Here is a 25,682-nt window from a genome sequence, read left to right as displayed (position 1 = left end):
TAAAAGTAAATAGTTTTATCTACGCTTAGAACCTAAAAATATAAACAGCTCAAAAAAATTGTATTTTTAGGTTGAAGAAAAAGTTAACAAAACAAAAAAAAAAAATAGAATTTTTCAGAAGAACTTCACCAAGTTAATAAACAATAAATTGAAACGTTTAGAGAGATCACAAAGGAAAAAGTTCTTTTTGATAACCATTATAAATAATATTTTCGCTTGTCAATTCTGTGTTTATAAATAGGCATATTAAGATTGTTCGGAAGAAAACAGCTAAATACCATGGACTAAGAAAAAAAGGAGATTTCAAGAATTTGTACTGTGATTTGAAAATAGCAACATGAATTAAATATAACTAGGAGTTGACATATGAAAGAACCAATCAGGGTACTTCAAGTTTTTGGAGGGTTAGATAGAGGTGGTTCTGAAACTGCTATAATGAATATCTATCGGAACATAAATAAAAAACTCATCCAATTTGATTTTATAGTTCATACAAATAAAAAAAGCGATTATGAAGATGAAATTAATTGTTTAGGAGGAAAAATTTATAGGTTCCCAAAATTAACAAAGACAAATTATTTTGAATATAAAAAAAAATGGAAAAATTTCTTTTTGCATCATCCAGAATATAAAATTATTCATGGACACTATTATACAATTTCTTCTATTTACTTTTCAGAAGCAAAAAAATTTGATTTAATATGTATTGCACATTCTCATAATGCGAATATTAGCGGTAAAAAAGGCCGATTAATAAAATTTATAAATTATCCTTTACGTTTTAAAGCAGACATTCTTTTAGCGTGTTCGTATAATGCGGGGAAATGGTTATATGGGGAAAAAGCTATAAAGAAAAATAACTTTCATGTTCTAAAGAATGCTATAAATATAGAGGATTTTACGTATAATCAAAATATTCGAAATAAGATAAGAGATGAACTCGATATAAAGGATAAATTTGTGATAGGTCATGTCGGTAGGTTTGAACTTCAAAAAAACCATTTTTTTCTAATTGATGTTTTTAAAGAAGTTTATAAAAAAAATAAAAATGCTGTTTTGCTATTAATAGGAACAGGTAATTTGAAGACATCAATTGAAGAAAAAGTTAATGAATTAGGTCTAAAAGATTGTGTAATATTTGCTGGTATCCGTACAGATGTTACTGAAATAATGCAAGGTATAGATTTATTTCTTTTTCCTTCATTATATGAAGGTTTAGGTATAGTAGTAGTAGAAGCACAAGCAGCAAGCTTACCATGTATTATTTCTGATACGGTACCAAAAGAAGCAATTTTAACAGATTTAGTTAAATATCTTTCCTTAAAAAGTACAAAAGAATATTGGGCAGATGAAATAATAAAATACTCTACCTTTAATAGAAGAGATACCTCTTTAGAAATAAAATTAGGAGGCTATGATATATTTGAAACTACTAAATGGATAGAAAAATTTTATTTAGAACAAAACGTTAATCAAGAAAAGAAATACCAATATAGATAAGTCATAGTTTTAAAGGGGAATGCACTAAATGTTTTTCTCACAATTATTATAAAAAAGATTCCCCATAGAAAGTGAGGAAAAGAGAATCAACCTGTTAAGGCAGAATTAAAGGAAGTACAAAATTAAGATGTTCTCTATGACAAAAATATGCAATGTTTATTTAAATTTCAATAAATATACTTGAATTTTTCTGGAAGGTCAATTATTATCATCGATTTTTTAATTATCTAAAGAAGGCAATTACCCTTCAGTTGTTACATAAAAACATTGACAGTTATGAAGACGATAATTATACCCAACGCTTGTGGGAAGAATTCAAATTTCAAACTAATTTCAAATGAAATTGAAGGCAACTTATAAGCAACCAATTCTTATTTTATTTCAGAATTATTAAAATAAATTTGGAAAAATTATCTGGTTAGATAAAAGTCTTAGTGAAGCTTTTTATTGAACTTCAGGACATATAAAAAAAGTAATATGAAACTTAGTTATCAAACCCTCTTAAACATTTGAACACCGATAACATATATATTAACATCCATTATGGAGCACAAACGGCTATTATCCATGTATATGCTTTTGAATGGTTTACGAGTTTTTTTGGGAATGAAGCTTTGTTATGAGAATCAACATACCTCGAAAAGTTTAGGTATACTGATTTTTATAATTATTGGATTCTTCAAATGCCGTAAAAGAGATTTATAAGGAGATAGTAGTTTTGTGACATCTGAAGTCTAAAAACTTACAATAGATGTCCTATAACTAGTACTGAGCGAGTATTAAAAATGTATCAAAAATCATAGAATAAGGGAATTAAGTTGGGCTTCTATTTTATCAAAATGGATAGTTTCGTGTTATTAAGAAAAGATTGTTGATGAAATTCTATGAGTAATCCAGGACAATTTTATTTTTAAACGTTAATTTATATTTCTAAGTATTTATAATAAAGGAGAACATCCTATATGAGTGAAAAAATAATAAAAGAAGGAATTTTAGGGAAAATATTTACTAGTATTTTAATTTTATTCCCAATATTAGGGATTTATTCAACATTTATGCCAGGTATTACTATGGGCGATCTTCTTTTAATGATAATCATTTTATTTTTATTAATTGATTTTATTAAGAAAGATGTACTCGTCTCTGAATTACTATATAAACCGATGTTTTTTTATAGCATATTAATATTTTGGAACTTGTTATATGCTATTTTAGTAAATAACTTAGTTCAAACTCAAGGTGTAATAATAGGGAATACATTGCACTATCTCTTATATTGCATAACAATTGCTTTTTTTATTAAGCAATATTTTAATATTAATTATGCACATAAGTTTTTTGAAATAGTGGCTGTGATTTCTTCAGTCTATTTAATCATTCAATATTTACTATTAGAAATTTTTGGGTATTATTTGCCTGGTGTATTGCCATTTATGGAGACTATTAATACTAGTATTGATAGGATGTTTGTTTTAGCATCTATAAATAAACTAAGTAGGGTATCATCTTTTTTTGCTGAACCATCTCATTTTGCGGTTTTTGGAGTTTTATTTTTATGCATTAATTTGTTTTCATTCAATAATCAAATAAAAAAAAGATCTCATCTTTCAGGAGTAATCGTTACAATTGCTATACTTTTATCTCAATCATCTACTGGAATTATTGTAGTAATATTGTTATGGTTACTATGGGTTTTAAAAAAAGTAATTTCTTTTGAAGCTAAGAGAAAAAAGTTACAATATATATTAATTTTGATAACTCTATTCCCAATTCTTGTATATTTCTTGCTTAATAGTGCAGTATTTGACGTTTTTATTAATCGAACTTTTTCATCACAAGGTGGTTCAGCAGCTACTAATAGATTTGGTAATATTAATATATTCGATTACGTTAAGGGAAATAGTATCGTTGAACTGTTTTTCGGAAAAGGAATGATAGATTTAATAGAATATATACCTGGGTTTGTAAGAAGCTTTTATTTTTTTGGTTTGATAGGGGTATTAGTAACAGCTTTTTTACTATTATATATGTTTAAAAAAGGGAATAATTTGCAAAAAATAATAATTTTAATATTTTTAATATTAAATATAGGTACCGAAATACTTTTTGGAAATTTCATATTATTGTATTTCTCATTTTCAATCATATCATATGATGATTCTAATGAAAAAAATCTACAAATATAAAATGGTGATAAAACTATATTAATTATGTTATATCTAATGAAGAACCAATTGCTTTAATATATAAATCTATTCAAAATATATAGGAAATGAAAGGGAGCTAATATGACGAAAAAAATTTTATTAATGACTGATTTATATTATCCAAATCCTTCAGCTAATGGAATATGTTTACATCAAGTAGCTTGTTCTTTATTACAAAAAGGATACGAAGTACATGTGTTATGTTTTCAAGTTGGTAAAAATAAGAAAAAAGATGTTTTTGAAGGAATAAACATTCATCGAGTAAAACCAAGGTTGTTTTTTAGAATTAGAGATAAATACGAAAAAAATACAGAATCAAAAAAAAATAAAATTTTATATAAAGCAATACTATTAATACACAGAATAAAAAAAATAATGTTTTTCCCATTATATCCCTTGACATCTCCAACAGCAAATTACAGATATTATAATGAGGCAAAAAAAATATGTAATTACAATCAAATAAATAATGTGTTAGGACAATATAATCCTATAGAAGCAGCTGTCGCAACTTTAATGCTCAAAAAAAAATATCCTAGTTTAAGAACTATTTTGTATGTAGTAGATTCATTTACAGCAAATGTACAAGCTAAAAATAATGTTAAAATTAAAAAAGCAGGTTGGAATTGGGAAAAAAGATTTTATATTAATTTAGATATGATAATTAATATGAAATTTCTAGAAAAACACCATCAAGCAAAAAGGTATGATGAATTTAGAAAAAAAATAATATATTTAGGTATTCCTTTAGTAAGAAAAATAATAATTAAAAATAAAGATGAAATGAAATTTAATAAAGAAAAAATAAACTGTGTTTATACTGGTACTTTAGATAAAAATATGCGCAATCCTAAATTTGTATGCGATATATTATCAAAAAGAAATGATAATATAAATTTACATTTTTATAGTAGAGGAAACTGTGAATCCATGTTAACGGAATTCCAAAATAAAACGAATAATCAGATTCAATCTCATGGAAAAGTAAGTGCCGAAAGCTCTTTAAATGCTATGAATGAATCAGATATCTTAATTAGTATTGGAAATCGAGGTACTGAGATGGTTCCATCAAAGATTTTTGAGTATATTTCTTTTGGGAAGCCAATAATACATTTTTATAAAGATGATAATGATTCTAGTTTAGAATACCTATTAAAGTATCCGCTGGCTTTATGTATAAAAGAAGATTATAAAAACGTTAAAAATGTAAATAAGTTAGTCAGTAATTTTATAGAGAAAAATGTAAGCAAAACAATTTCTTTTAATGAAATTAAGGAATTATTTAGTTTAAATACTCCTGATTTCACATCGGAAAGAATTGATGATTTTTTGAAAATTTAATTATTTGCCATATAATTATTTAGTTTTATAATTTTTTCTTTTATTGTAAGCGTAAATTCTTTAATTAAGTATTTAAAAATAAATAGAACTCTCTTTTTTTAAAAATTATTGGATATTTTATAAGTAATAGAAGTGGAAATAAGAAAATAGATATTTTATTAATTTTAAGTATAATCAATTAATATTAAATATTTTTAATAAAAAACAGGAGATGAACTAGATGTTCAATGGTAAAGTATTGTTAATAACGGGCGGTACAGGTTCTTTTGGTAACGCTGTTCTTAAAGGATTCCTTGACAGTGGTATTAAGGAAATACGTATTTTTTCAAGAGATGAAAAAAAACAAGATGATATGCGGAAAAAATATGACAATCCAAAAATCAAATATTTTATTGGAGATGTTAGAGATGCAAATAGTGTGCGAAATGCTATGTACAATGTAGACTATGTATTTCACTCTGCTGCACTGAAGCAAGTTCCTTCCTGTGAATTTTTCCCAATGGAAGCTGTGAAAACAAATGTCATTGGCACAGATAATGTACTTAATGCAGCTATAGAAGCAGGCGTAAAAAAAGTGATTTGTTTATCTACAGACAAAGCAGCATACCCTATTAATGCAATGGGAACGTCTAAAGCAATGATGGAAAAAGTTTTTGTTGCTAAATCTCGTAATGTAGATTCAGAACAAACTTTAATATGTGGTACAAGATATGGAAACGTTATGGCTTCACGCGGTAGTGTGATCCCCTTATTTATTGAACAACTAAAAACGGGTAAACCACTTACAGTTACTGAAGGTAGCATGACACGTTTTATGATGAGCTTGGAAGAAGCTGTTGATTTAGTTGTATTTGCTTTTCAGAACGCAGTACAGGGAGATATTATGGTACAAAAAGCACCAGCAAGTACAATCAATACTTTAGTCGAAGCCTTACAAAAGATATTCAAAACAAATGTACCTGTTGAAGTCATCGGAATTAGACATGGTGAGAAAATGTATGAGTCTTTGTTAACAAAAGAAGAAGCTGCACATGCCGTTGATATGGGAGGTTTTTATCGCGTTCCTTCAGATAAACGAGATTTAAATTATAGCAAGTTTTTTGAAGAAGGAAATACAGAAGCTGTACATATTGATGAATACAACTCGGATAACACTCATCAACTTTCAGTAGATGAACTGATTGAAAAACTATTAAAATTAGACTATATCCAAGATGAATTAGTTAAGTGGGGGATTTATAGTGAAAATACTAGTAACAGGATCTAAAGGATTCATAGGTAAAAATTTAGTAGCTGAATTAAATAATTTAGAATATAAAGATATACTTCATTTTAATAGAGATGATGACTGGAGTTTGTTAGAAAAATATACTAAGGAATGTGATTTTGTATTTCATCTGGCTGGAATAAATAGACCGGAAAAAGAAGAAGAGTTTATGGAAGGTAATGCCAATTTGACTTCTCAACTACTTAATTTTTTGAAGAAAAGTAATAATAAAGCTCCTGTTTTGATTACTTCCTCTATACAAGCTGAACAGGATAATCCTTATGGTGAAAGTAAACGAGCTGCTGAAGAATTAATGTTTGATTACGAACAACAAACAGGAACTAAAATTTACGTGTATCGGTTACCAAATGTTTTTGGGAAATGGAGTAAACCAAATTATAATACTGTAGTAGCAACCTATTGTTACAATGTAGCAAGAGATATTGATATACAAGTTCATAATCCAGATACGCAATTAATCCTTTGTTATATTGATGATGTAATAAAAGAACTTACTTCTATTTTAAATAATCCAATAATTGTTGAAGAAAAAATTTTCAAAATAGCTAGAGAATATCAAATTACTTTAGGAATTCTTGCTAAAATAATTAAAAGTTTCAAAGAAAGCCGCAATGATTTAATGGTTCCTAATATGGAAAATGAATTAACTAAAAAATTATATAGTACTTATTTAAGTTTTTTGCCGGAAAATGAATTTTCTTATGAGTTAAAAATGAATGTTGATCAACGCGGTTCTTTTACAGAATTTTTAAAAACTCCTGATAGAGGTCAGGTTTCAGTTAATGTTTCAAAGCCAGGAATTACAAAAGGCAATCATTGGCATCATACTAAAAATGAAAAGTTTTTAGTAGTTAGTGGAAAGGGTCAAATAAGGTTTAGAAACAAGGATACAACAAAAGTTATTGAATATAATGTTAGTGGAGAGAAATTTAAAGTAGTAGATATACCAACTGGTTATACACATTCAATTGTCAATACTGGAAATACAGATTTAGTTACAATAATGTGGGCAAATGAACTATTTGACCAAGATAATCCTGATACTTATTATGTGGAGGTTTAATATGAACAAATTAAAAGTAATGACTGTAGTAGGAACAAGACCTGAAATTATACGTTTGTCCGCAGTTATAAATAAACTAGAAGAATCAGAAGCTATTGAACATATTTTAGTTCACACGGGACAAAACTATGACTATGAATTAAATGAAGTTTTCTTTGAAGATTTTCATTTAAGAAAGCCAGACTACTTTTTAAATGCTGCTACTGGAACAGCGGTAGAAACAATTGGAAATATCTTAGTTAAAGTAGATCCAATTATGGAAGAAGTACAACCAGATGCTTTTTTAGTTTTAGGCGATACAAATAGTTGTTTATGTGCTATAGCTGCAAAAAGAAGACATATACCTATCTTCCATATGGAAGCTGGGAATCGTTGCTTTGATCAACGTGTGCCTGAAGAAACAAATAGAAAAATAGTAGATCATGTTGCAGATGTCAATTTGACTTATAGTAGCATTGCACGAGAGTATCTGTTAGCAGAAGGTTTACCAGCAGATAGAATAATTAAAACTGGTAGCCCGATGTATGAAGTCCTAGAATCGCGTAAAGAAGATATTAATAATTCCAATATTTTACCACGCCTAAATCTTGAAAAAAATAAATATTTTGTAGTATCAGCACATCGTGAAGAAAATATTAATTCTGAACAAAATTTTAATGGGTTAGTAAATAGTCTTAATGCTATCGCTGAAAAGTACGAATGGCCAATTATTGTAAGTACACATCCTCGTACAAGAAAAATGATTGAAGATAAAAAAGTTGTTTTTAATAAGAATATCCAATTAATGAGACCTTTAGGATTTAATGATTATAATCATTTACAAGTGCATGCTAAAGCTGTTTTAAGTGATAGTGGTACTATAAGTGAAGAATCTTCTATACTAGGATTTAAGGCATTAAATATTCGTGAAGCACATGAACGTCCAGAAGCTATGGAAGAAGCTTCGGTAATGATGGTAGGGCTTAAAGAAGAAAGAATACTTCAAGGACTAGAAATATTAGAAAAACAAGATAAAAATACAATGAAACTGGTATTTGATTATAGTATGTCAAATGTATCTGAAAAAGTATTGAGAATTATTTTATCATATACTGATTATATTAACAGAGTTGTATGGAAAAAATAAATTAACAATATAAAGGAGAAATATTCTTGAAACTACCTTTAATATCTATCGTAGTTCCTATTTATAATGTTGAGAAGTATCTTGATGAGTGCATCCAAAGTATTATAAACCAAACTTATAAAAACTTAGAGGTATTATTAATCAATGATGGTTCTACAGATAGTTCATTAGATATATGTAAGAAATATAAAGAAGATAAAAGAATAATAATTATCAATAAAAAAAATGAAGGTTTGAGTCAAACCAGGCAAACAGGAATTGATTTACTGTCTGGTAAATATTTTTGTACTATTGATCCTGATGATTATATCAATTCCGAGTATATAGCGGTAATGTATAATAAAATTATTCAAACAGAGGCAGATATTTGCGTATGCTCAAGAGTGGACTTTTCTAATAATCATAATAGAAAAATTTTGTTGGATGTTAGTACGGATTTTGTTAAGCAATTAAAGAAAGCTGATATAGAAAATTCTTATATTTACTATAGTAAAAAAATTGTATTAAGCGATTCTTGGAACAAAATGTACCAAACTGAGTTTATAAAAAAAACAAATATAAGGTTTACATTGGATAATAAATATAACGGGACTGATCTTTTATTTAATCACTTGCTTTTATTACATTGCCCTAAAATTACAACGGTTAATGATATATTGTATAATCACCGAATTGTTGAGGGCTCAAGGGTACACCGAAAAAATAAAGAGATGCAACAAGGTTTTTTTATTATCATTGAAGCAATAGCAGAGGAGGCTCGTAAACTAGATTTTGATGAACAAATAAAAATACAAGTAAGTCTCTTGTATATAGAATTACAGAAATTAGCAGCTAGTGATTTATATTATGAGAGTGAAACAAGGAAAATAAAAAGAAGCAAATATTACATGTTTATTGAAAAATTCAAAGAGTTTTACGAAGAAAATCTATACATCAATTTAAAAGAAGTTCATTTTAAAAAATTCACTAATAAACTTTTTCTTTTATTCATTAAATATAATTTTGCAGATGGTTTTATTCTTTACTATGATTTATTTTATTTACTCAAAGTAATTAATAAACCTATAAAAAATATAAAGTATAAAGTAAATACCTGAATTATTCATAGAATTTTATAGTAGAAAAAGATTATCAGAAAGTCTAGTGAAATTGATTTTTTTCTTCTTTTATAGAAGGGGCAAATGCCTTTCTATGGGAAGAAAGGAGAGGTTCGCTTATACTAAAAAGGGCATAATCTTTTGTTCTTTAGTACAACTTTAAAAGCGCTGATTTAATACTCATATCAGAGAGAATTCGAGTTCTGAAGAATCGTTTCAAAATAGTTGTCGTACACATATACTCATCTGAACTGAAACCGACGAGCATGGTGTGTTTAGTCGAGAAGCGACTTTAACCGCCTGAAAATGCATAATAGTATCGGTACTATGTCAGCTGTTGTTAGTGAAGAATTTGTCTCTTTGTCAAACATACTAAGATTAATAGTACATATACGGTTCTACGTCAAACTGACGTTGGTAAAGAATTTTAGTCCCTTATTTAATTAAAAAAACTTGAACACTTTTCATGGTAGGCGTTATGCTGCTATGAAAAGTGTTTTTTCGTTCGTAAGCGATGAATAGCTAGGTACCTGTGAGTCCTGAGGGCCTCCTGTTAAACTTGAGATATCTTAAGTACAACTGGAGGTTTTTAAATTGGAAAAGAATAAGCAGACCATCGTTCCTGTCAAATTGCAGGAGAAACTGATATCCGCCACTGGAAATTACCGGTAGCGCCATAAATATTACCATCTATTGACATAAATATTGCCACTGAATGCCACGTAAATTACCAATAAGAAACAAAAGGAAAATAATGACCACAAATACCTGTATCGAAGGCATTTGTGGTCGTTATTTTATAGTTATAGTTGAACTCGAGGTGGTAATGGTTCATTTAATCTATAGAATCTGGATTAGTGACTTTCTGAATAATTTCAATCGCTAATTGGACAAGCTCATCTTCGGAGATTTGTTCCTCTGTATCCCACATGGCTTGTAAGAGGGTTATATCAATCAAATTTGTGAGCTCTTCTGAAGCTGTATAACGATAATAAAAATCGGTAATTCGCCTAGTAACTGACTCTGAAAGCATCATAGTGTACCCACCAATCCATGACGTTCTCGCATGGATATTTCCCCATCTATCATTAATTGAATAGAATTATGAACAATTCGATCCATAATCGCCTCAGCTACAGTACCATTACCGAGTCTTTGCGTCCATCCTTGCGGATCTATTTGAGAACAAAAAATAGTTGATTTGAGTTTGTATCTCATTTCTACAATTTCAAGGACCAAAGCAGCTTGTTCTGGTGAAATATCAATTAATAACCATTCGTCAATGATAAGCAAATCTACTTTTGAGAGTTTTTTAATACTTTTTCGATAGGAGTCGTCATTTCTATGTTGTTCTAATAGAAGTTCGTCTAACAGTTCAGGAAGACGTAGATATTTTACGGTGTGGTGTTGGCGGCATGCGGAGACCCCAAAAGCCTGAGCCAGAAAACTTTTCCCCGCACCTGTTGGCCCTTTTATAATCAGATTATTTGTTTGACGAATGTAATTACAGCTGGACAATTCCATAATGCCTGTCTTATCCAATTTTCGATCTTCATGGTATTCAATATCCTCAATACAAGCTAGAGAATCCTGGAAGTTTGCGCTTCTAATGAGTCTTTTTAAGGTGTTCGATTTACGCCGGTCATATTCATGATCAATTAAAATCTGGAAACGTTCTTCAAAACTCATTTTTTGAAACTCAGAGATATTTTCCTGATGTTGATAGCCTTCAACCATACCTGATAACTTCATTGAGATCATCTTACTTATTGTTTGTTCATTCATTTGCTTTTTCCTCCCCAATAATCTTTGCCACGAGTGAATCCAAACTCTTCATGCAATGAAACATCTTTTTCGAGTGCTTTTTCAGCATCTTTTTTCTTAATTGCTTTCAACTGATTTTGTATTAATTTGACCGTAGGTCGATTTGTAATACTTAAGATTTCTTTGCATGCTCTTTCAAACTCATACTTCGTGTACCGGCGTGAACTATTTTTTAAGGCGAAAATAGAAGAAAGTGCTTGTCGCTCTACTTGATAAGTGTCCAGAAGATATTGAATAATGCGTAATGTATTTTCTCCAATAGATTCCGCCCATTTTAAAGCATTTTCTGGTGTTTGTTCGATATAAAGTTTATGATTGTCTGGCATATGGTCTTTGCTGGTGGATAACTGTCCAAATTTCCCATATAATCGAGAGTGTGTAGCTACTCGCATATGTTTGAAGTACACTTCAATAAGATGTTCGGAAACCCTTACATCTACTGGTTTTGCAATGTATTCATATGGAACAGAGTAGAATCTATTCTCAATACTGATATGATAATCTGGGCGAACTTTGGCGGTTCTCCATTCAGCCATTTTATATGGTTTTAATGGAAGAGGAGAAAGGGCAAATTTTTCCTCTTCTTCAAATGCTGAAAAGCGAGTGCCTTTCTTTTTAGAAAAGTCTCTATGATTAAATTCTTCCAACTTTTTTGCAACTTTTTGATTCAATTCATCTAACGTAAAACATTGTTCATTTCTCAAGGCTGCTATAATCCATGTAGAGAGGGTACCAACGGATCCCTCAACAGAAGCTTTGTCTTTTGGAGCCCGAACTCTAGCCGGCATACATATAGTGCCGTAGTAATCACACATTTCTCGATAAGTCGGATTCAAAACAAGTTCTTTCAGCGTATGACGGGTAACAGACGTTTTTAAATTATCAGGTATAACAATCTGAGTTCTACCCCCGAAGTATTGAAAAGCACGGTTGTGCGCTCCAATCCAAGCGTTTAAATCCATAGATAAGGTTGCCTCAGCGTAAGATAGCTGACTACAAGGAAGGGTCGAGACAAAAACGTAAGCTTTTATTTTTTCACCAGTATCTCGGTCAGTGATAAAAGCGGTTGAGCCAGCCCAGTCCACCTCCATTATTTCTCCAGGTTTTCTCCTAACCCTTAGGGTTGCTTTGTATTTATCTGCATAAGATTTATAGTGACGCAGAAAAGAACGGTAAGCATAAGGAATTTTACCATTTGCACGACAACTAACTTCATACTCATAATGAAGTAGAGATAATGTCACATTAGGTTTAGCCAACTCTTTATGAACCTGATCGAAATCAATCATGCCATAACCAGAGTTTTCAATTGACTTGTGTGGATACAAAAACTCTTCTATCCACTGATCATCCATTTCATCTAACAAGGGGGACTCTAGTCCCTTGTCTTTAGCCAACTGAAGAATTTCAGTGACTTTTGGTCGACCGTGGCCTGTACTTGCAGAAATAGCGCGCAAGCTCAAGCCTTCATCAGCCAGTTCTAATATTTTTTGATATTGAATCATACAAAAAAAACCTCCTATATAATGTTTTTGCACTATAAAGTGCTTCTTCATTATATGGAAGATACTGTTGTTTTAGTTAACTATTATCCAAGATGGTAACTTCATTGGCAATAGGCGGTAATTTCTGTGGCAGTGGCTGGTAACAATTATGTCGTTACTGGTAATTTAGCCTGGCGGATATCAGAAACAAAGAGATCGTCGAATGATTGAGAAGCCTTTACCACAGAAATTAGTGGCTCATTTAAAAAGCAGTCAGACAGAGCTGCTTATATATGAGGGGATCAAACCATCGACGTTGAAAACTCTTCTCACAGAGATGTCTATTGATGAAGCTCGTTGACTTTACTCAAGTAGAAAATTTTTTCATTGTGTGCGGGAAGACGGATATGCGTCGCCAAATTGATGGATTAGCCGCAACGATTACTGAAGAATATGATATGGATGTTTATAACGACGCTCTCTTTCTCTTCTGTGGTGGAAATAAAGATCGGTTCAAAGCTCTTTATTGGGAAGGCGACGGCTTCCTTCTCTTACATAAACGCTTAGAGAATGGTAAATTGAATTGGCCTCATAACCAGAACGAAGTTCAAAAATTAACGACACAACAGTTACGTTGGCTTCTGGAAGGATTATCTGTCAACCAAAAAGTCTCCATCAAACCTGCGGTTAAAGGGAGTATAGCCTAAGAAATGAGAGAGAAATTGATAAGAAAATCAATGACTCTCTCGTTTTCTTTTTCTAATTATAGTAAAATTTAATTACTATTTATGTGAGGAGAAGGAACCGTGTCTAAAAAGAGCGAAAAACAGTTTGAAGTGATTATTGAAAAGCTAGATCAGCTTTTAGAAGAAAACAAACAACTAAAGACAACAATCGCTCAAAAGGATGATGAGCTTTCTTTACAGAAAGAACAGATTGAATTCCTTACTCAAAAACTTTATGGACCAAAGAAAGAAACAGTGAAAGAAGATCCTAATCAGGGAAACCTGTTTAATGATCACCTTTTTAGCGAACCAGAGCAGACTGGTAACCAAAGCGATGAAGATGAAATCATTGTCACAAAGGTTGTCCGTCGCAAAAAACGCAAAAGGTTAAAAGACTAACAGTTAGCTTCACTTCCGACGGTCGATCATATACATGAAATTGAGTCGTGCACTTGCCCGATATGTAAAGAAGCAATGAAAGAAGTGTCTACGCAACTGATTCGCCAAGAAGTGAAATTTATTCCGGCTAAAGTTGAAAATCACAGACATTTTCAGAAGACGTATGCGTGTGCGAACTGTGAGAAAAGTGGGACTCGCACACCTTTTGCAAAATCTGAGGTTGCTAGATTACCACTAAATAATACAGCTGCATCTGCGTCACTTATAGCGGAAACTATGTATCAGAAGTTCGAGCAAAAAGTCCCAGCCTACCGACAAGAGGCTTACTGGGATCTACTCCATTATCCGATACCCCGCTACACCATTACGAACTGGCACATTAAAACGTCTCAGTATTATTTCGAAGAACTCGTAGCTAAAATGAGACAAGAACCGACAAAAGTCCTATATGTGGTTATTTAGTACAGGTAAATATAGCGATCGTGCCATACACATTTTTAAGCTGGGGCCTTCACGCAGTGGATCTGTTCCTAAAGATTTTTTGGAGAATTATACCGGTTACTTACATAGTGATGGATTCTCTGGGTACAATAATCTTCCAGGTATAACGATGATCGCTTGTCTAGCGCATATTCGACGAAAATTCTATGACGCTCGTCCAAAGAACTATTCCAGTAAGAGCGTGGCCCATAAGGGCGTCACTCTGTGCAACGAGTTGTTTGCGTTGGATAAGTCACTAAAAGACTTATCCGTTACTGTTCGTTATGAAAAGCGTCTGGATATAGTGAAGCCGAAGCTTTAGGAATTCTTTGAATGGTGTGCATCATTGACTGCACATGGAAAGCTTGGGACAGCAATTACTTATGCGCTGAATCAAAAAGACCGCATGATGAACGTCCTGAGTGACGGTCGTCTAGTGCTTTCCAATAATTTAGCTGAACGCGGAATCAAGTCACTTGTCATGGGAAGAAAGAACTGGCTCTTTTCCAAATCGTTTGACGGTGCACATGCCGTTGCGACTATTTTAAGCCTCGTCGAAACAGCTAAATCCAACGGATTACACCCGCGAAAATATCTTGATTACCTACTAACTCACCTGCCAAATCGACAAAATACACCTTTGGAGGCTTATTTACCATGGTCTCCAAAGGTGCAGCTAGAATGTCGCTAAAACATACTTACTATTCTTCGGACATCTTTCAGTATAAAGATGTCCGTTTTTTAGTTGTAGGTACTCAACTATTCATCGCTTACGTTTGAAGTATGTTGGTCCTTTGATGATTCTAGTTACAGAATGAAACATCGAAAAAGTATGTTTGGCACTAGCAAAATTGTTCAGAACAAATTAGCACTAACTGTTTAATTTTACTGGACACTCACATTTTTAATAAGTGCTTAGTTTTTCTGTTGGATTTTTTGTGTTTTTACGATGAATAAGGTATAATTATTCGGAGAATTATATATTTAAAGATTACTTTTAGAAGATAAATATTTATATTGGTTTTTATGATAATGCTTGTTAATTATCAATATATACATAAGGGTGAATTAATTGGAAAACTATCAACATTTCATTTCGTTAGGTTTTTTTTGCAGTACAGCAAGTGAATTAGAAAAAATAGGATTAAGAGATACTAGTAGCCCTTTTGATTGGCTTATTACTGATTTAAAGGGGATAATTCAATGTATTGAGAATAGATTTGAAGGATTACTTGATTATGAAAACTTGTCTCAATATAGAGATAATCCAAATTATTATGTAAACGAAAAGTACGGAGTTCATTTTTATCATGATTTTTCAGGTTATAGTTCTTTAAAAGAGCAACTCCCAAACGTCTTTAAAAAATATAAAAGAAGAATAGAAAAATTTTATATTAATATAAAAGAACCTACATTGTTTTTTCGCTATATTAAAGATAATAATGAATTGAAATATATAGAAAACAATTATAAGGAAATTATTTCTGTAATAAAAAAGCATAATCAATACAACGATTTAATTTTAATTTCTAATGATGATATTGCTTCTAGCTCTTTATACATCTATAAAGTAAAAAAAGATGAAAATGATACAGTTGCTAGAAATTTTTTGAGTAAAAATAGAAATTTAAAAAACTATTTATGTTCAGATATTTATAATAAAGAAAAAAGAAATATCAATTTAAAGAAGTATAAGGAAAAATATAAGTATATAAAGCTAAAAAAGCTTTATAATAGATTGTATTTTAAAATCAAAAGTAAAGTTACAAAACATTATATTCATAAAGCACTATATATAAAAGAATAAATTTAGCTTTTCGTAAAATGTAAGAAATAATGTTGTCTGACAAAAATCCAATAAAATAAGAATCTATTTTCGTCCTCTAAAGGGGTAACCTTTGAAGGATCATTATTGTGCAATCCATAAAATAAAACATCTGTAATTAAAATCAATTCGCTTTATCGTTTTTATCTCATTGTTAATCTTTTAGGCGTGAATTAGCAATACTCTTTTAGAGACCTTATAAAAACTGTCTAGCAAAGTGTAACCTATCCATAATGCGCGAGATCTGTGTCCCGTTACAATAGACGGTATACTGCTCGTTTGGTGTATGGTACTTCATACATTCCTGAGGAATGTAGGCAATCGTCCTTTAATAAATTTACATTTTTCCCTTTGAATTGACCGTATTTTACGCAATCTTCTTCAAAAATAATGTTTTTGTCTTGTATATCTAGTACCTTTCGCATATCATTTGTTGTAGGCAAGTGAGTTCTCTCCTTTGAATGGGTTGTGGTGACTTTAATTCTACAGGAGAACTTACTTGTTTTCTATTTTTACGAAAAAAGACGTTAGTAAGTTTTCACTCACCAACACTAAATATTATAGAACCTATAGATACAGCTTCTTTTTGGCACGGCAAGCGTGAGACGCAACTTGATAATGAAAACTCATTTAAACATACCGTCATAGATTTAGATAATTATATGGCAAGAAGTGCTAGAAGAATTTATGAAGGCAATAAAACAATCATACTGTTTTCTCAATAGATTAAATAATCAACTAGATACTACAAAGATTCTATTCTATAATGAGAGTATAAACTATATGAACTTATAGATTACTCAAAATAGAGTGAGGAGATATGAAATGATTGATTTACACTGTCATATTTTGCCCAGTATTGATGATGGGGCAAAGAGCATGGAAAGTTCAATAGATATGGCGCGAGAAGCTGTTGCAGAAGGAATTACTCATATTTTAGCTACTCCGCATTATAAAAATGGCCATTGGGATAACGAGAAAAAAGATATTTTAATTCTAGTAGATGAATTGCAAGAAGAGTTAGATGCAAGAGGCATTCCATTAACCATTTTTCCTGGACAGGAAGTTCGAATCAATGGCGAACTGTTTGAAGATTTAGAAGAAGATAAAATTCAGTTCATTGACGAAGGCAGACAATATGTTTTAATTGAATTTCCAACACCGTCTATCCCGGCATACACAGAATCTTTATTCTTTGAATTACAAAAAGAAGGAATCACACCAATAATTGTACATCCCGAGCGTAACCGTGCAGTTTTAAAAGATCCCAATGTATTACTGCCTTTTATTGAAAAAGGAGCTTTAGCACAGCTGACAGCTGCTAGTTATACAGGTGGTTTTGGAAAGAGTATTCAAAAGGTAAGCAATCAACTCATTGAGGCCAATTTAGTTCATTTTATAGCATCTGATGCACACAATATTACTTCAAGATCTTTTTACATGAAAGAAGCTTATCAAAAACTTGAAAAAGAGTTTGGTAAAAAAAAAGTTGAAGAGTATCAACAAGTTACTAAAGATTTAATTAATGGAGAACTGATTGTTTCTCCAGCAGCGAGAAAAGTAAAACAGCCGAAGTTTTTGGGATTGTTTTAATAAAAAAATATGGATTAGTTTATTAACTAGAAAGTTATAGAGAAATGCTTGTTTAGTTGTTATAGTTTTTTTAAAATAAGTAATTATGGTATCATCCCTTTATGGTCACAATAAAGGAAAGATACACCATGGAAATAATACTCCATCAAAAAATTACTATGACAGCACCAAGACTAGATTATAAAAATGTTTATAAAAAAATTGAGTCTACTACAGTACCTTTTGAAGGAGACTATATTGGAGATACAGTATTTACAGATGCTACCCAAATCCTCGTAAAATCTGTTTCATTTGATACTGATAAAAATGTTTATGATGTTTTTTTAGAAGATTTTGAAATATTTCATGATTGGATTACCGTGAATGACTAATTAATAAGATTGTTAATTGTTAAAGTATTATAGAATAATGCACCCACTAAAGATTTTTTACATGATTTAATTTTAAGAATAAGATATTATGGGGTTACAAATGTAGCTTTAAGTAATAATTTTGTTAAACAAGATTTAAAAACATGAATTTAACTTTAGCCTTCAGAAAGATAATATTTTCTGGAGGTATTTTTGTGAATATAAAAATTACACATACACTATGTGTATATTTCTGGAAAAATTCTGTACTATTATGAAAAATTATTTTGGAAAAACACAAACTGGCAGCTAGAGAAGGTTCTGTAGCTTCATTAAGTCAATGGATTGTAGAATCAAATGATGATAGCATGATGAGACATTCACCAAATACAAGGAATAATTCCTATAGATTATTATTTTTAATAGTCTATAGGAATTGTTTTAGTGCGCCCGGCATGGGTGATAACTTGGTGGTGAAAGTCCACTACAGGCTTGGCAGTAGGAACTGTTAGCGAATAGCAAGGGTGTCTTTCGTGAGAAAGAATCTGAAGGAAGCTGGACGCAAATACTCGCACTGACGAACAGAAATCTCATACAAGGCTGACTGGAGATGGACGAGCTTGCTAAACAAAGCAAAGTCCGATACTGCACGAGTCTCCTACAGTAAATGGGGCAGTGACATGAGTGGAAAGTTATCACTCTTACCCGGGGAGGTCTCACTAGCGGTAAATACCGTAGTAACAACGAATAGTGAGAAGTCAGCAGACGCCATAGTAGGAGAACGCAGTTCTCTGAAGGGCAGAACAATAATAATCTTGGAATAAACAAGGAGGTGGATGTAGCTCACGACTACAGAAAACATCGTGGTATAGACCGAAAGATGGCTACTCTTGGAGGGATAAGTTGGAAACGAAAGAGTACAAGAAAGTGTAGAGAGCTACAGTAACGATATGATGAAACAAGATGGTATCTCATTAATCAAACAAATCGCTAATTCGGATAATTTGAAGTTAGCCAGCAAGAAAGTGTATCAAAATAAAGGAGCTGCCGGTATTGATGGTGTGACCGTTCATGAATTGGACGCTCACTTAGTAAAATATGGTCAGCAAATGATAGAGAAGATGAGAGCAGGAACTTACCAACCACAACCTGTTAAGCGGGTTTCTATCCCTAAGGATAATGGTGGCATAAGAAACTTGGGAATTCCTGTGGTGCGAGATCGAGTGGTGCAACAAGCTATTCTACAAGTGATTGAACCCATCATTGACCCTTCCTTTTCGACATACAGTTATGGTTTTAGAAAAGGAAGGAACGCTCATCAAGCGATTAAACAGGCAGAACAATATGTATCCGAAGGATACAAAACGATTGTCGACTGTGATTTGCGTAACTATTTTGATACTGTTCATCATCAGAAGTTGATGAATTACCTCAACTACTATATCCAAGATAAAATAGTGTTGCGGTTAATATGGAATTTTCTTAAAGCTGGAATTATGGATGGCAATGTCTTTATTGAGAATTATAAAGGAACCCCTCAAGGTGGAGTTATCTCTCCACTACTCGCTAATGTCTATTTAAATCAACTAGATAGAGAATTAGAGAAGCGAGGTCACCGGTTTGTACGTTATGCGGACGATTTTTGTATCTATGTGAAAACACCTAGAGCAGGAGAACGAGTTTTAAAAAGCGTGACGACCTTTATAGGGGGAAACCTCCGGTTGGAGATTAATACGGAAAAAAGTAAAGTGACTACTCCAGCTAAAGCTAAGTTTCTAGGTTTCACTATCTGGAAAACACAGGGAAAGTCAGAAGCCGCCCATCTAAGGCGGCTAAACTCAAGTTCCGTAACCGACTCAGAAAACTAACGAGCCGAAAACGTCCTGGTACATTCAAACAAATTATAAAAGAAATTAACCTCTATACACAAGGCTGGATTAATTATTATGGAATTGGAGATATGAAAAGCTTTATCAAGAGCGTAGCTCATTGGCTAAATCATCGATTGAGACAACTATGTTGGAAACGATGGAACAAAGTATCGACTAAATTTCGTATGTTAAGAAAGTATGGAATAGAGAAAGAAGAAGCATGGAAGGTGGCTAATACGAGAAAAGGGTATTGGCGTATGACCCGTACCCACACACTTCACGGAGCGATTACGAAGAAAAAGCTGGTAAATTGGGGTCTAAAAGACCTAAACCAACTTTTCCAGCAGAGATACTTAAGTTATTGAACCGCCGTATACCGAACGGTACGTACGGTGGTGTGAGAGGTCGGAGCCGTAAGGCTCCTCCTACTCGATTATATTTAATTAGTCAACTTTTAATAACACCTTTAGAAATTTCAGTATTTTCTTGAAGATAAAAACGAGTTTCTCCCTTTCTGTTAGCTAAAATAATGTTGATTTTAAGATAATAGTAATATACGCCGCTTTTTACTCTCTTATCCAAACAATCCTTGATTTTCTAAACGAACCAACATATTGTATATCCCTTCATGGTTATTGCCCTCGGTGGTGTAGTTAGCTTGTTGTCTTGCATAAGTAAGAGCATTACCCATAGCTACGGAATACTTTTTCTTTTTGAACATAGAGACGTCGTTTTCGCTATCGCCGAATACCACCACTTCATCATTTTGGAAGTGGTGGTATTCCATAATGAGATCTAAAGCTTTTCCTTTGGTAATATTTTTGTTCGTGATCTCCATTTTTCGTTCGTCTGAAAATACATATTCATATTGATCATAGATAGGATGATTTTGTAACGTATCGCGAACGAATGCCATATAAGCTGGTTCTTGGACTACGGATATTTTGTTGCAATAATCAGGTGTATCTGCTAAGTTGCGTACCATATATTGATTTGGGTAACCATCACGAGTATCGCATAACCAGCCGTGCATTCCGCCCATCCACGGGTAGTCATCTGGAAGACGCATTTCCCCACGAATATTTCGTTTAATGGTATAAATTTCATCGGGTAAATAAGTATAGATGGTGTCATCTTGACTGTATTGTAATTCAACAGTAAAGAGAGAAAAGAACTGGTTGAGCTCATTAATAAAAGGTTTTTCTAATAGACCGATTCTATCACGTTTAGCTGTTTGGACATGATAAATAGAAGTGCCATTGACATCAATCATCAAACCGGCATGTTTATCCATCCGTAACTTTAGCGCGTCAGGAAGCAAGCGAATATAACTGCGGCCGCTAGCCAAAATCAATTGAATACCTTTATTTTGCAGCTCAATCAATTTGCTGAACGTTTTGGGTGCTATGGTATTATCAGAAGTAAGCAGAGTTCCATCCATATCACAGACGATTGCTTTGATAGTCATCGTGTTGTTCCTCCTTTTTTTGTAACAGATAAGGCTTGTCGGATTTTTTCTAATGATTCCTTGTTTTTTGCTTCATCATGGTACATCAATGCGACATATAGAATATCAATGATCGTTAAATAAAGAATACGCGAAGTGAGCGTTTCTGATTGAAAAGCAGATTCTTCAGAATCGACAACAAACGATATGTTCGAAAGTTTAACTAAATCAGTATGGTGATTGCCGGTTAAGACAATAATTTTAACCTTATTGTTTCGTAAAATCTTTGCTACTTCAATCGTTTCAATCGTTTCTCCAGAGTGTGAAAATAAAAAGACACAATCATCAGGTCCCAGCTTGGTAGCGTAGCTCAGTTGCATATGGTAATCAGAAATGTAATTGCAGTGAAACCGGGTCCGTAAAAACTTGTGGTAGCTGTCTAACGCGATGACGGAGGAAGCTCCTTGTCCAAAAAAGTGAATGGTTTTTGAATCGTAGATCAAATCTAATGCACGATTGATTCTTTCTTCATCTAGAGATTCAATCAAGTTGTCTAGTGCGACTTGATTCGAATGGACCAATTTCTGTGCGATAGTGTACGAAGAATCTTCTTTACTGACGTCAGAAAAAATAATTAATTCATTTTTACGTTCTTCTATTGAGCGAAAATTAGACGCTACAGAAATTTTAAAGTTGGGGAAGCCGTCGTAACCAATCTTTTTAACAAATTTAAAAATGGTCGCTTCAGATAATCCGGTGTCATCGGCTAAATTAGAAAGGGTCTTATTTACTACTTCATTTCCAAGGCTGATAAAATGGTCGGCAATAATTTTCTCTGTATCGTTAAAACTTTTCATATATGGCCGTAGTAGTTTCTCTAAATAATTATAGGACATATGGGTTCAACTCCTCTTAAAAGTAGTATACTACATTTCTTGATAATAAAAAATATTTTTTATAGAAAGCCTTTACAAATAAAAAATATTTGTTACAATTAAGATAATAAAATATCTTAGAGGAGGAGAAAACTTGAAGGTAGGTATGATTGGCTTAGGGAAAATGGGGTTAAACTTAGCATTGAATTTGCAAGAAAATAATATCGATGTTGTAGGATATGATGTTTCGACCCAAGCACGAGAAAAAGCTTCTGAAAGTCATTTATCTATTAAAAACTCTCAAGAAGAATTATTGCAAAGCTTAGAAGGGAAAAAAATAATTTTTTTAAGCACGCCTGCAGGAGAAATCACCAATACATTGGTAAAGACGCTTTGTGATCAGTTGCAATCAGGAGATATCTTAATAGACGGAGGGAACTCCTATTTCAAAGATAGTGTCAAAAATTATGAACAAGCTAAAGAAAAAGGCATTGGTTTTCTAGATTGCGGAACATCTGGAGGAATGGAAGGTGCACAAAATGGAGCTTGTCTGATGATTGGAGGCGACGCTGACGTTTTTAACCAAACAGAGGAAATTTTTGCTGCATTGGCTTGTGATCAAGGGTACCTGTATGCAGGGGAATCCGGCAGCGGACATTACTTAAAAATGATCCACAATGGAATCGAATACGGCATGATGCAAGCCATCGGTGAAGGATTTGATATTTTAAATGCTGGTGGGTATGACTACGACTTCGAAAAAGTGGCTTCTGTGTGGAATCATGGATCCGTTATCCGTTCGTGGTTGATGGAATTGGCGGAAGAAAGTTTTAAGAGTGATCCTAGGTTGGACGATATCAAAGGGATCGTAGATGTGAGCGGAGAAGGAAAATGGACAGTAGCTGAGGCGCTTGATTTAAATGTCCCTGTGCCAGTCATTTCAAGTTCCTTGTTTGCTCGCAACGCATCAAAAATTGATGACAGTTTTTCAGCAAAAGTTGTGGCAACGATGCGGAATCAATTTGGCGGCCATGAAGTTATGAGAAAGGAGGGACCATAAAAATGAGTGGAAGCAATAAAATCGCAATCGTAAATTCAAGCAGTTTTGGGAAAGTTTTCCCAAACCATTTAAAGCGCTTGCATCAATTAGGAGATGTTCAAAGTTTTACTTTTGATAGTGAGATCGATGGAAAAACATTAGCGGAAGAATTGAACGGTTTTAACATGATCATCGCCAGTGTAACCCCTTTTTTCACACAAGAATTTTTTGACCATAAAGATGAATTAAAGTTGATTACGAGACATGGCATTGGGTATAACAATATCGATTTGGAAGCAGCTAAAAAACACAATACCATTGTATCGATCGTGCCAGCTTTAATTGAACGCGATGCAGTTGCAGAAAATAATGTGACCAATCTATTAAATGTCATGAGACAAACAACCTTAGCTTATCAAAGTGTCGTACAAGATAAATGGGAAGAACGAGCTCAATTTGTTGGTCACGCTCTTGGTGGAAAAACGGCAGGAGTTATCGGAATAGGAAATATCGGAAGCCGAGTTGCTGAAATCCTTCGTTATGGTTTCCGTTGTGACGTACTTGCATACGATCCCAATAAAGACGTTGTAGAAATTGAAGCATTTGGTGCAAAAAAAGTGGAGCTAGATGAACTGTTAGAAAAAGCGGATGTCATCTGTGTATGTGCAAGTTTAACAGACGATAACTACCATATGCTGTCCACAGAAGAGTTTTCTAAAATGAAAGACACTGTCTACTTATCGAATACTGCTAGAGGAGCCTTAATTGATGAGAAGGCATTGGTACATGAGTTGGAAACTGGTAAAGTTGCTGGATTTGCGACAGATGTACTAGAAGTTGAACCAGGGCGCGCAGATCATCCTTATCTTAATTTTGAAAGCGTTATTATGACGCCGCATACCTCAGCCTATACGATGGAGTGTCTTGAAGGTATGGGAGATAAGTGTGCAACCGATTGCGAGAGAATTGCAGAAGGTCTTCTTCCAAAGCGATCCGTACAAAGTGTCCGCTCTTACTTAAAGTAGAGAGGAGGTGTATAAATGATCAAAGATTTAAATGTGAAAGTTGGACCGCAATTTTATCGGTATAGCGAAGGAGCAATCGACATCGTTCCTGAATTGCTTCAAGAACATGCTGCTAGTCGTATATTGATTGTGCATGGAGACATCTCTTGGGAAAAAGCAAGACCGTTCTTAACGAAGGTGATGAATCTAGACAAAGAAATTATTTATGAGCAGTATCATGGAGAATGCAGTTATAACGAGAGTTACCGTATTGAAGATATTATTAATAAAAATAAGATCGATTTTGTCATAGGGGTCGGGGGAGGTAAATTATCCGATTTAGTTACCTATGCTAGTCACTTAACCAACACTCAATTTGGCCTTATTCCCACACTGGCAAGCAATTGTGCGCCATGGGCTCCGCTTTCGGTTATGTATAAAGACAATGGTTTGGCTGAAGGGAAAACGGAGCACGTCAAACGGCAAGCCGCTTTCCTGATCACTGATCCAGCACTGGTGATTGATTCACCGGTCAATTACTTTATTGCCGGAATTGCTGACACGCTAGCAAAATGGTATGAGTCAGACTTGATTTTGGAACAAGAAGAGTTTAGCAATGAATCTTTTCCGCAAATGGCGCGTTTTGCAGCTCGGATGTGTAAAGAAAAAATACTGACAGAATCTGAAAAAGCGATTGCAGATATGCAAGCAGGAACGATTTCAGAAGAGTTTATTCGTATTTCAGAAATTATTTTTGCTATCGCTGGTTTGGTTGGCGGTTTGGGCGATAAATATGCTCGCAATACTGCTGCACATGCTGTCCATGATGCTATCTCTGCTTATTTACCAGCAGTGCATAAATACTTGCACGGTGAAAAAGTGGCTTATGGTATCTTTTACCAGCTAGCACTAGAAAAAAAGTGGTCGACTATTGATGAATTGATCCCGTTTTATGAAACGCTGCATTTGCCAAAATCTTTAACAGAGATGGGTGTCTATCCTATGTCTGAAAGCACATTAAAAAACATTGTACAATTAATTGACGGCAAACAAAAAGTTCATTTGCTGCCCTTGCCAATAAATGAAGAAACATTAACTACAGCACTAATTGATTTAGAAAAGTACATCAATCAATAGGGAGGTA

At 32.9% G+C, this 25,682-nt stretch carries 24 protein-coding genes and 1 pseudogene; 20 read left to right on the top strand and 5 right to left on the bottom strand.

Annotation, left to right across the window (positions count from 1 at the left end):
• Positions 1 to 366 precede the first annotated feature (366 nt).
• The 7 genes from JHE06_RS07980 to JHE06_RS07950 all read left to right on the top strand — a co-directional run bounded on the left by JHE06_RS07980 (position 367) and on the right by JHE06_RS07950 (position 9,622).
• Positions 367 to 1,500, top strand: a complete 1,134-nt coding sequence (locus JHE06_RS07980) for a glycosyltransferase family 1 protein (RefSeq protein WP_201088448.1) — start codon at positions 367 to 369, stop codon at positions 1,498 to 1,500.
• Between the two features lie 962 nt (positions 1,501 to 2,462).
• A complete protein-coding gene (locus JHE06_RS07975) occupies positions 2,463 to 3,686 on the top strand; it encodes a hypothetical protein (protein WP_201088447.1) in 1,224 nt (407 codons plus the stop codon).
• Between the two features lie 102 nt (positions 3,687 to 3,788).
• On the top strand, positions 3,789 to 5,048 hold the full coding sequence (locus JHE06_RS07970; RefSeq protein ID WP_201088446.1) for a hypothetical protein: 1,260 nt from the start codon (positions 3,789 to 3,791) through the stop codon (positions 5,046 to 5,048).
• Positions 5,049 to 5,268: 220 nt separating this feature from the next.
• The gene (locus JHE06_RS07965; protein ID WP_201088445.1) at positions 5,269 to 6,315 is read left to right on the top strand and encodes a polysaccharide biosynthesis protein; all 1,047 of its coding nucleotides are present in this window, start codon (positions 5,269 to 5,271) and stop codon (positions 6,313 to 6,315) included.
• A complete protein-coding gene (locus JHE06_RS07960; RefSeq protein WP_201088444.1) occupies positions 6,290 to 7,399 on the top strand; it encodes a polysaccharide biosynthesis C-terminal domain-containing protein in 1,110 nt (369 codons plus the stop codon). Before JHE06_RS07965 ends, JHE06_RS07960 begins: the two co-directional genes overlap by 26 nt.
• A gap of 1 nt (position 7,400) precedes the next feature.
• Positions 7,401 to 8,525, top strand: coding sequence for a non-hydrolyzing UDP-N-acetylglucosamine 2-epimerase (gene wecB / locus JHE06_RS07955; protein WP_201088443.1), 1,125 nt, complete (start codon positions 7,401 to 7,403; stop codon positions 8,523 to 8,525).
• A 26-nt stretch (positions 8,526 to 8,551) separates the two neighbouring features.
• Complete coding sequence (locus JHE06_RS07950) at positions 8,552 to 9,622, top strand: glycosyltransferase family 2 protein (protein ID WP_201088442.1); 1,071 nt, start codon at positions 8,552 to 8,554, stop codon at positions 9,620 to 9,622.
• Between the two features lie 835 nt (positions 9,623 to 10,457).
• On the opposite strand, the gene JHE06_RS07945 is transcribed toward JHE06_RS07950, so the two are convergent.
• The 3 genes from JHE06_RS07945 to istA are packed head-to-tail and all read right to left on the bottom strand — an operon-like array spanning position 10,458 to position 12,951.
• On the bottom strand, positions 10,458 to 10,658 hold the full coding sequence (locus tag JHE06_RS07945) for a hypothetical protein (RefSeq protein WP_201088441.1): 201 nt from the start codon (positions 10,656 to 10,658) through the stop codon (positions 10,458 to 10,460).
• The gene (gene istB, locus JHE06_RS07940) at positions 10,655 to 11,407 is read right to left on the bottom strand and encodes an IS21-like element helper ATPase IstB (protein ID WP_201088440.1); all 753 of its coding nucleotides are present in this window, start codon (positions 11,405 to 11,407) and stop codon (positions 10,655 to 10,657) included. The genes JHE06_RS07945 and istB overlap by 4 nt, the downstream gene beginning before the upstream one ends.
• Positions 11,404 to 12,951, bottom strand: coding sequence for an IS21 family transposase (istA, locus tag JHE06_RS07935; protein ID WP_201088439.1), 1,548 nt, complete (start codon positions 12,949 to 12,951; stop codon positions 11,404 to 11,406). The genes istB and istA overlap by 4 nt, the downstream gene beginning before the upstream one ends.
• Positions 12,952 to 13,153: 202 nt before the next feature.
• Between istA and JHE06_RS07930 the strand changes: the two genes are divergently transcribed.
• From JHE06_RS07930 to JHE06_RS12200, 10 genes and pseudogenes are all read left to right on the top strand, one after another.
• Positions 13,154 to 13,291 carry a hypothetical protein gene (locus JHE06_RS07930; protein ID WP_201088438.1) on the top strand — a complete coding sequence of 46 codons (138 nt, stop codon included), beginning with the start codon at positions 13,154 to 13,156 and terminating at the stop codon, positions 13,289 to 13,291.
• Positions 13,278 to 13,637, top strand: coding sequence for an IS66 family insertion sequence element accessory protein TnpB (gene tnpB / locus JHE06_RS07925; protein ID WP_201088437.1), 360 nt, complete (start codon positions 13,278 to 13,280; stop codon positions 13,635 to 13,637). The genes JHE06_RS07930 and tnpB overlap by 14 nt, the downstream gene beginning before the upstream one ends.
• A 99-nt stretch (positions 13,638 to 13,736) precedes the next feature.
• Positions 13,737 to 14,054 carry a hypothetical protein gene (locus tag JHE06_RS07920; protein ID WP_201088436.1) on the top strand — a complete coding sequence of 106 codons (318 nt, stop codon included), beginning with the start codon at positions 13,737 to 13,739 and terminating at the stop codon, positions 14,052 to 14,054.
• Positions 14,055 to 14,084: 30 nt separating this feature from the next.
• A pseudogene (locus JHE06_RS12210) lies at positions 14,085 to 15,003 on the top strand (IS66 family transposase); the annotation flags it as partial.
• 12 nt (positions 15,004 to 15,015) lie between these two features.
• Positions 15,016 to 15,225, top strand: a complete 210-nt coding sequence (locus tag JHE06_RS12205; protein WP_236253570.1) for a transposase domain-containing protein — start codon at positions 15,016 to 15,018, stop codon at positions 15,223 to 15,225.
• Between the two features lie 381 nt (positions 15,226 to 15,606).
• Complete coding sequence (locus JHE06_RS07900; RefSeq protein WP_201088433.1) at positions 15,607 to 16,341, top strand: DUF1796 family putative cysteine peptidase; 735 nt, start codon at positions 15,607 to 15,609, stop codon at positions 16,339 to 16,341.
• A gap of 843 nt (positions 16,342 to 17,184) precedes the next feature.
• Complete coding sequence (locus tag JHE06_RS07895) at positions 17,185 to 17,952, top strand: tyrosine-protein phosphatase (protein ID WP_201088432.1); 768 nt, start codon at positions 17,185 to 17,187, stop codon at positions 17,950 to 17,952.
• Positions 17,953 to 18,080: 128 nt separating this feature from the next.
• Positions 18,081 to 18,323, top strand: coding sequence for a hypothetical protein (locus tag JHE06_RS07890; RefSeq protein ID WP_201088431.1), 243 nt, complete (start codon positions 18,081 to 18,083; stop codon positions 18,321 to 18,323).
• 929 nt (positions 18,324 to 19,252) lie between these two features.
• Positions 19,253 to 20,170, top strand: a complete 918-nt coding sequence (gene ltrA, locus JHE06_RS07885; protein WP_236253482.1) for a group II intron reverse transcriptase/maturase — start codon at positions 19,253 to 19,255, stop codon at positions 20,168 to 20,170.
• Positions 20,092 to 20,538: a group II intron maturase-specific domain-containing protein gene (locus JHE06_RS12200; RefSeq protein ID WP_328706719.1), complete on the top strand. Its 447-nt coding sequence runs from the start codon at positions 20,092 to 20,094 to the stop codon at positions 20,536 to 20,538. Before ltrA ends, JHE06_RS12200 begins: the two co-directional genes overlap by 79 nt.
• A gap of 209 nt (positions 20,539 to 20,747) precedes the next feature.
• Here the strand turns inward: JHE06_RS12200 and JHE06_RS07880 are convergent, their stop codons facing one another.
• Both JHE06_RS07880 and JHE06_RS07875 read right to left on the bottom strand, forming a co-directional pair.
• Entirely contained in the window at positions 20,748 to 21,641 is an 894-nt protein-coding gene (locus JHE06_RS07880; RefSeq protein WP_201088430.1) for an HAD family hydrolase, read from the bottom strand.
• Complete coding sequence (locus JHE06_RS07875) at positions 21,638 to 22,516, bottom strand: MurR/RpiR family transcriptional regulator (RefSeq protein ID WP_201088429.1); 879 nt, start codon at positions 22,514 to 22,516, stop codon at positions 21,638 to 21,640. Before JHE06_RS07875 ends, JHE06_RS07880 begins: the two co-directional genes overlap by 4 nt.
• Before the next feature lie 133 nt (positions 22,517 to 22,649).
• Between JHE06_RS07875 and gnd the strand changes: the two genes are divergently transcribed.
• The 3 genes from gnd to JHE06_RS07860 are packed head-to-tail and all read left to right on the top strand — an operon-like array spanning position 22,650 to position 25,675.
• The gene (gene gnd / locus JHE06_RS07870) at positions 22,650 to 23,555 is read left to right on the top strand and encodes a phosphogluconate dehydrogenase (NAD(+)-dependent, decarboxylating) (protein WP_201088428.1); all 906 of its coding nucleotides are present in this window, start codon (positions 22,650 to 22,652) and stop codon (positions 23,553 to 23,555) included.
• Between the two features lie 2 nt (positions 23,556 to 23,557).
• On the top strand, positions 23,558 to 24,559 hold the full coding sequence (locus tag JHE06_RS07865) for a D-isomer specific 2-hydroxyacid dehydrogenase family protein (RefSeq protein WP_201088427.1): 1,002 nt from the start codon (positions 23,558 to 23,560) through the stop codon (positions 24,557 to 24,559).
• A gap of 15 nt (positions 24,560 to 24,574) precedes the next feature.
• On the top strand, positions 24,575 to 25,675 hold the full coding sequence (locus JHE06_RS07860) for an iron-containing alcohol dehydrogenase family protein (protein WP_201088426.1): 1,101 nt from the start codon (positions 24,575 to 24,577) through the stop codon (positions 25,673 to 25,675).
• The last annotated feature ends 7 nt before the right edge of the window (positions 25,676 to 25,682 follow it).

This window comes from Carnobacterium sp. CS13 (assembly GCF_016653495.1).
GTDB lineage: Bacteria > Bacillota > Bacilli > Lactobacillales > Carnobacteriaceae > Carnobacterium_A > Carnobacterium_A antarcticum.
The sequence above is the reverse complement of the archived record's forward strand: the minus strand, read 5'-3'. Positions and strand labels throughout refer to the sequence as shown.

What these genes read in the sequence shown, in the direction of transcription:
- JHE06_RS07980 (WP_201088448.1), top strand. Translation starts at nt 367, where the DNA reads ATGAAAGAACCAATCAGGGTACTTCAAGTTTTTGGAGGGTTAGATAGA.
- JHE06_RS07975 (WP_201088447.1), top strand. Translation starts at nt 2,463, where the DNA reads ATGAGTGAAAAAATAATAAAAGAAGGAATTTTAGGGAAAATATTTACT.
- JHE06_RS07970 (WP_201088446.1), top strand. Translation starts at nt 3,789, where the DNA reads ATGACGAAAAAAATTTTATTAATGACTGATTTATATTATCCAAATCCT.
- JHE06_RS07965 (WP_201088445.1), top strand. Translation starts at nt 5,269, where the DNA reads ATGTTCAATGGTAAAGTATTGTTAATAACGGGCGGTACAGGTTCTTTT.
- wecB (WP_201088443.1), top strand. Translation starts at nt 7,401, where the DNA reads ATGAACAAATTAAAAGTAATGACTGTAGTAGGAACAAGACCTGAAATT.
- JHE06_RS07945 (WP_201088441.1), bottom strand. Translation starts at nt 10,658, where the DNA reads ATGATGCTTTCAGAGTCAGTTACTAGGCGAATTACCGATTTTTATTAT.
- istB (WP_201088440.1), bottom strand. Translation starts at nt 11,407, where the DNA reads ATGAATGAACAAACAATAAGTAAGATGATCTCAATGAAGTTATCAGGT.
- istA (WP_201088439.1), bottom strand. Translation starts at nt 12,951, where the DNA reads ATGATTCAATATCAAAAAATATTAGAACTGGCTGATGAAGGCTTGAGC.
- JHE06_RS07930 (WP_201088438.1), top strand. Translation starts at nt 13,154, where the DNA reads ATGATTGAGAAGCCTTTACCACAGAAATTAGTGGCTCATTTAAAAAGC.
- tnpB (WP_201088437.1), top strand. Translation starts at nt 13,278, where the DNA reads ATGAAGCTCGTTGACTTTACTCAAGTAGAAAATTTTTTCATTGTGTGC.
- JHE06_RS12205 (WP_236253570.1), top strand. Translation starts at nt 15,016, where the DNA reads ATGGGAAGAAAGAACTGGCTCTTTTCCAAATCGTTTGACGGTGCACAT.
- JHE06_RS07895 (WP_201088432.1), top strand. Translation starts at nt 17,185, where the DNA reads ATGATTGATTTACACTGTCATATTTTGCCCAGTATTGATGATGGGGCA.
- JHE06_RS07890 (WP_201088431.1), top strand. Translation starts at nt 18,081, where the DNA reads ATGGAAATAATACTCCATCAAAAAATTACTATGACAGCACCAAGACTA.
- ltrA (WP_236253482.1), top strand. Translation starts at nt 19,253, where the DNA reads ATGATGAAACAAGATGGTATCTCATTAATCAAACAAATCGCTAATTCG.
- JHE06_RS07880 (WP_201088430.1), bottom strand. Translation starts at nt 21,641, where the DNA reads ATGACTATCAAAGCAATCGTCTGTGATATGGATGGAACTCTGCTTACT.
- JHE06_RS07875 (WP_201088429.1), bottom strand. Translation starts at nt 22,516, where the DNA reads ATGTCCTATAATTATTTAGAGAAACTACTACGGCCATATATGAAAAGT.
- JHE06_RS07865 (WP_201088427.1), top strand. Translation starts at nt 23,558, where the DNA reads ATGAGTGGAAGCAATAAAATCGCAATCGTAAATTCAAGCAGTTTTGGG.
- JHE06_RS07860 (WP_201088426.1), top strand. Translation starts at nt 24,575, where the DNA reads ATGATCAAAGATTTAAATGTGAAAGTTGGACCGCAATTTTATCGGTAT.